This window comes from Acutalibacter sp. (genome assembly GCF_056800975.1).
This window is the reverse complement of the sequence record NZ_JBQISV010000179.1, coordinates 1-1697: the sequence shown is the minus strand read 5'-3', so window position 1 is coordinate 1697 and position 1697 is coordinate 1. Positions and strand designations below refer to the sequence as shown.

Below are 1697 nucleotides of genomic sequence, written 5' to 3'. Positions count from 1 at the left end.
GCCGAAACGAGCGCACTTCTTTTCTGATCTCCTCCAGATCCCGCTCGTAGAGCTGCTGCTGGGCAATGGTATCCCTCTGGGCTTCCATTTTCCGGACGGCGTCGAACTGCCGTGCCAGATAAACCAGAGAGCTTACCATAAAAGCTACCAGAACAACCAAAAGAATCTCATACAAAACCAAGTATTCCTCGTGAATTCCATTCTGCAGCTGTAAAAATGCTTCCATAATCAGCTCCAGAGCAAACATAAGCCAAACCGTGCGCTGTAGATGGCTCTCATCCTCTATAAGTAATCTAAAATAAATCCCGAACTGTGTTTTGTAAAGCATGAAAACCACAGGAACACAAATCAAAAAGCAAATCATCCAAAGAACCCAAAGATTGTCCCCCACACCAGAGGGAAGCATCATCCCCAGCACCAGACAACCAGCTGAAATGGCTACCTGAACCGTTCCGCCCATACAAGCTGCAGCAAAGGCCCTTCCAAAAGAAAGACCCCAGACCCATTTCACCCACAGGCTGCACATGAGGATAATGACCAGGGACAAAATGCCATAGTGAACAAGCCCGTGAATCTCTGCCACAGAAAGGGTATAGCTCAATGCCGTGGCTAGAAAAGGGGAAAGCAATAACACCGGCAGCTTTTTCGCCCGCTCCCGGGTGAGCCGTTCCCCCAAAATCGGAAACAGACAGGCGGCCAGTACCATATGCCCCACCACAGTGTCCATAAACGCTGGAAACAACCTAACAAGTGTTGACATATGATACCTCCTCCCTGCTGACAGCAACATCTGATTTTTCATTATATCATCATCCTGACGCAGCCGCAAGAAGAACTGAAAACCCAGCAGTGATTTACTGCACCTTTTACTGCACCTCCAAGCTGGTATATCCCATCAGATCATAATCCACAGCCGCTGCCGCCTCCCGGCCCTCCCGGATGGCCCACACCACCAGGGACTGGCCCCGGTGCATATCTCCGGCTGTAAACACACGCTCTACATTGGTCTCATAGGCTCCCGGCGCGGTTTTCACATTGGTCCGCTCATTGACCTCCACCCCAAAGGCCTTTGTCACATAGTCCTGACTTCCCAGGAATCCTGCGGCGATGAGCACCACATCCGCATCCAGAGTAAACTCGCTGCCCTCCACAGGCACCATCATCATACGGCCGGTCTTCTCGTCCTTTTTGCTCTCCAGCCGCAGGCAAACGGCCTGTTTCACCCGGCCATTTTTATCCCCGATAAACTCCTTCACTGTGGTGGTATAGATCCGGGGGTCCTGGCCGAAGAGGGCTATGGCCTCCTCCTGGCCGTAGTCGGTTTTCAGCACCTTGGGCCACTGGGGCCAGGGATTGTTCTCGGCCCGCTCTGCAGGCGGGCAGGGCATCATTTCCAGCTGAACCACGGATTTGGCTCCCAGCCGGATGGAGGTGCCCACACAGTCATTGCCTGTGTCCCCGCCGCCGATAACCAGCACATTTTTATGTTTGGTGCTGACAAACTGTTTGTCCGTAAGCTCCGAGTCCAGCAGGCTCTTGGTCACGCCCCGCAGGAAATCCACGGCAAAATAGATTCCCTCCAGCTCCCGTCCCGGCACCTTGATATCCCGGGGATTGGAGGCGCCGCAGGCCAGGATCACCCGGTCATATTCTTTCAGAAGCTTCTCCGGCTTTAGATTCGCGCCCACATTGGCGTT

2 protein-coding genes are annotated in these 1697 nt (G+C 53.3%); both read right to left on the bottom strand.

The window, feature by feature from the left end; all coding sequences use genetic code 11:
• A partial coding sequence (locus tag ACTO5E_RS10995; protein WP_482303613.1) for a hypothetical protein occupies nt 1-802 on the bottom strand: 802 nt, incomplete at its 3' end.
• A gap of 64 nt (nt 803-866) precedes the next feature.
• Nucleotides 867-1697, bottom strand: an 831-nt coding sequence (locus ACTO5E_RS10990) for an FAD-dependent oxidoreductase (RefSeq protein ID WP_482303612.1), incomplete at its 5' end; no start/stop codon positions are given.